The 4,571-nt window shown below is 74.0% G+C and carries 2 protein-coding genes; both read left to right on the forward strand.

Annotated features, from left to right (window positions below):
• Positions 1 to 2,844 (forward strand): SDR family NAD(P)-dependent oxidoreductase (locus tag ACIGXM_RS37265; protein WP_396568565.1); only part of this gene is annotated, 2,844 nt, incomplete at its 5' end.
• Positions 2,837 to 4,571, forward strand: a 1,735-nt coding sequence (locus ACIGXM_RS37270; protein WP_396568566.1) for a type I polyketide synthase, incomplete at its 3' end; no start/stop codon positions are given. The genes ACIGXM_RS37265 and ACIGXM_RS37270, both read left to right, overlap by 8 nt.

Raw genomic sequence — 4,571 nt, forward strand, 5'->3', positions numbered from 1 at the left:
TTCCAACGCGACCGCTACTGGCTCCACCCCACCCACACCGGAACCAACGCCGCCACCCTCGGCCTCGGCACCACCAACCACCCGCTGCTGGGCGCGGCCGTGGTGCTCCCCGACGGCACCCGGCTCTTCACCGGCCGGGTCTCGCTCCACACTCACCCGTGGCTGCACGACCACGTCGTCTTCGGGACGGTGGTCCTGCCGGGCGTGGCCTTCCTCGACCTGCTGCTCTACGCGGGCGCGCAGGCCGGCTGCGGCCGGATCGACGAGCTGGTCCACCACGCCTTCCTGGCCGTGCCTCCGCAGGGCGCGCGGGACCTGCAGATCACCGTCGGCACCCCCGACGAGACCGACCGCCGCCCGTTCACCATGTACTCGCGCCCGGCCGACGCCGCGCCGGACGAGGAGTGGACCCGGCACGCCAGCGGCTTCCTGGCCACCGAGGAACGACGACCGGCGTTCGACCTGGCCGCCTGGCCGCCGCCCGGTGCCACGCCGGTGGACATCGACGAGTTCTACCGGACCTTCATCAACCGCGGTTACGAGTACGGTCCGATGTTCCAGGGTTTCAAGGCCGGTTGGCGGCTCGGCGAGGACGTCTACGCCGAGATCGCGCTGCCCGAGGACGGCGACGCCGAGACCTACGGTCTGCACCCCGCCCTGCTGGACTCGGCGCTGCACCCGCTGATGCTCTGGTACCACGCCGAGGACGGCGTCCGCCTGCCGTTCTCCTGGAGCGGAGTCACCCTGCACGCGACCGGCGCCCGGCACGTCCGGGTCCGGCTCTCCCGTCCGGAGCCCGACCTGGTGTCGCTCGCCATCGCCGACCGCTCGGGCGCGCCGGTGATGACCATCGAGGCGCTGGCCATGCGCCCGGTCGCCGCCGAGCAGCTCGCGGCGGCCCGCGGCAGGCAGCCGGACTCGCTCTACCAGGTCCGCTGGACCAAGCTGCCCACCGGATCGACCCGCTCGGCCGGCGCGCCCTTCGCCGTTCTCGGTGACAAGGCGCTGGCCAACACGCTGGGCCGGCTGGGGACCGCCGCCGAGTACCACGAGGGACTGGCCGCGCTCCAGGAGAACGGCCCCGCGGGCGTCGCCGCCCTCCTGCTGCCGGTCGGGACCGACGGCCTGCCGCTCGCCGCCGGCGCCCACGGCACGGCCGCCGCGGTGCTGGCGACGCTCCAGGGCTTCCTCGCCGACGAGCGGTTCGCCGGGACCACGCTGGCCGTCCTCACCCGTGGCGCTCTCGCCGTCCGGGACGAGGAGGACGTGCCGGACCTGGCGGCCTCGGCGGTCTGGGGCCTGGTGCGGACCGCCCAGTCCGAGAACCCGGGCCGGTTCGTGCTGCTCGACCACGACGACAGTGACCTCTCCTGGCGAGCGCTGCCCGCCGCGCTGGCCGCCGACGCGCCGCAGGGCGCGCTCCGCGCGGGCGAGTTGCTGGTGCCGCGGCTGGCCCGGGCCACCGTGGCCACCGAGGCGGCGGTGCCACTCGACCCGGCGGGGACGGTGCTGCTCACCGGCGGCACCGGCACGCTCGGACAGCTGATCGCCCGGCGTCTGGTGACCGAGCACGGCGTCCGGCACCTGCACCTGGTCAGCCGGAGTGGCCCCGACGCCCCCGGCGCCACGGAGCTGGTCGCCGGGCTGACGGCGCTCGGTGCCGAGGTGACCCTCAGCGCCTGCGACACGGCCGACGGCGCGGCGGTGGCCGCGCTGGTCGCCGCCGTACCGGCCGGGCACCCGCTGACCGCGGTGGTGCACGCCGCCGGCGTGCTGGACGACAGCACGCTCCCCTCCCTGACGCCCGAACGGCTCGCCACCGTCCTGCGGCCCAAGGTGGACGCCGCCTGGCAGCTGCACGAGGCCACCAAACACCTGGACCTCGCGGCCTTCGTGCTCTTCTCCTCCGTCGCCGGCCTGATCGGCAACGCGGGCCAGGCCAACTACGCCGCCGCCAACACCTTCCTGGACGCGCTCGCCCAGCACCGTCGGGCCCAGGGCCTGGCCGGCCTCTCGCTGGCCTGGGGGCTCTGGGAGCAGGACAGCGGGATGGCGGGCGCGCTGGACGAGGCCGGCCGGGCCCGGCTCAACCGCGGCGGCATCGCGCCGGTCCCGACCGGCCAGGCGCTGGAGCTGTTCGACCTCGCGCTGACCCAGGACCGCGCGCTGCTGGTGCCCGCCCGGCTCGACCTCCGCGGCCTCGGGAGCGACGGCGGGACCGTCCCGCCGATGTTCCGCGGGCTGGTCGGGACCACCGCGCGCCGCAAGGCCCGGGACGTGGTGGACACCGCCACCTTCCAGCAACGGCTGGCCGGCCGGAGCGAGGAGGAGCAGGTCCGGAGCCTGCAGGAGCACATCCTGAACCAGCTCGCCACCGTCCTCGGCCACGGCTCCGCGACGGCGCTCGACGGCCAGACCGGCTTTCTGGAGATCGGGCTCGACTCGCTGACCGCGGTCGAGTTCCGCAACACCCTGAACCGGGACACCGGCCTGCGTCTGCCCGCGACCACGCTGTTCGACTACCCGACGCCGGCCGAACTGGCCGCGTTCCTGCGCACCGAGCTCGCCCCGGCGCCGTCGCCGGCGGGGGCCGGGGACGGCGGCCAGCTGCCGTTCGCGGCGGAGCTGGACCGGCTGGAGGCCGACCTCCCGACGCTCTTCCCGGACGCACGGGACGGTCTGGCCCTGCGCCTGGAGGGCTTCCTGGCCAAGCTGACCGAGCTGCGACAGGCCGCGGACTCCGCGGCCGCGGTGGCCACCACCGTGCGGATGGACTCCGCGACCGACGACGAGATCTTCGACTTCATCGACAACGAGCTGGGACTGGGGGCAGACGGTGAGTGAGGACAAGCTCCGCGACTATCTGAAGCGGGTCACCACCGAGCTTCAGCAGACCCGGCAGCGGCTGCGGCAGGCCGAGTCGGCGGCTCGGGAACCGATCGCCATCGTGGGCATGGCCTGCCGGTTCCCCGGCGGGGTGAGCAGCCCCGAGCAGCTCTGGGAGCTGGTCGCCGCCGGCACCGACGCGATCGGCGAGTTCCCCGCGAACCGCGGCTGGGAGCTGGCGGACCTCTTCGACCCGGACCCCGACGCGGCGGGCAGGACCTACGCGCGCCAGGGCGGCTTCCTCTACGACGCGGACGGCTTCGACGCCGACTTCTTCGGCATCAGCCCGCGCGAGGCGCTCGCCCTGGACCCGCAGCAGCGGCTGCTGCTGGAGACCAGCTGGGAGGCGCTGGAGCGGGCCGGCATCGAGCCCGCCACGCTGCGCGGGACCTCGGCCGGTGTCTTCACCGGGGTCTCCAACCACGAGTACGCCTCGCTCAACCACCAGGGCCCCGAGGAGATCGAGGGCTACCTGCTGACCGGCAACACGCTCAGCGTGGCGTCCGGCCGGATCTCCTACACCTTCGGGTTCGAGGGCCCGGCCGTGACGGTCGACACCGCGTGCTCCTCCTCGCTGGTGGCACTGCACCTGGCCACCCAGGCGCTGCGCGGCGGTGAGTGCTCGATGGCGCTGGCCGGTGGGGCGGCCGTGATGGCCACGCCAGGCATGTTCCTCGAGTTCAGCCGGCAGCGCGGGCTCTCCCCGGACAGCCGGTGCAAGTCCTTCGCGAACGCCGCCGACGGCGTGATCTGGGGCGAGGGCGCCGGCATGGTGTTGTTGGAGCGGCTCTCCGACGCCGAGGCGGCCGGGCACCCGGTGCTGGCGGTGATCCGGGGGACGGCGATCAACCAGGACGGCAGGAGCAGCCAGCTGACCGCGCCGAACGGTCCGGCCCAGCAGCGGGTGATCCGGGCCGCGCTGGCCAACGCCCGGCTGACGGCCGACCAGGTGGACGCGGTCGAGGCGCACGGCACCGGCACCCGACTGGGCGACCCGATCGAGGCGCAGGCCCTGCTGGCCACCTACGGGCGGGCCCATGCCTCCGAAATCCCCCTGCTTTTGGGCTCGTTGAAGTCCAACATCGGGCACACCCAGGCCGCCGCCGGGATCGGTGGCGTGATCAAGATGGTCCAGGCCATGCGGCACGGCGTGCTGCCCAGGACCCTGCACGTGGACGAGCCGACCCCACACGTGGACTGGACCGCCGGCGCGGTCGAACTGCTCACCGAGGCACGACCCTGGCCCGAGACCGACCACCCCCGCCGCGCAGCCGTCTCCTCCTTCGGCATCAGCGGCACCAACGCCCACCTCATCCTCGAAGCCGCACCCGACACCACACCCGAGGAACCGTCAGAGGCAGTCGCCCCACTCCTGCTCTCCGCGAAGACCGAACCCGCACTCCGCGAACAGGCCTCCCGGCTGGCCGAGTTCATCGCCACCGCACCCGAGTCGGCACTCGCCCGGGCGGGCCGAGTGCTCGCCACCGGGCGGGCGAAGCTGCGGCACCGTGCGGTGGTGTTGGGCGAGAGCCGCGAGGAGTTGCTGGCCGGGCTGGACGCCCTCGCCGAGCAACGCACAGCCGGCAACCTCATCCAGGGCTCCACCCGGGGCAACGGCAAACTCGCCATCCTCTTCACCGGCCAAGGCGCACAACGACTCGGCATGGGACGCGAACTCTACGACA

The organism is Kitasatospora sp. NPDC052896 (genome assembly GCF_044547075.1).
GTDB lineage: Bacteria > Actinomycetota > Actinomycetes > Streptomycetales > Streptomycetaceae > Kitasatospora.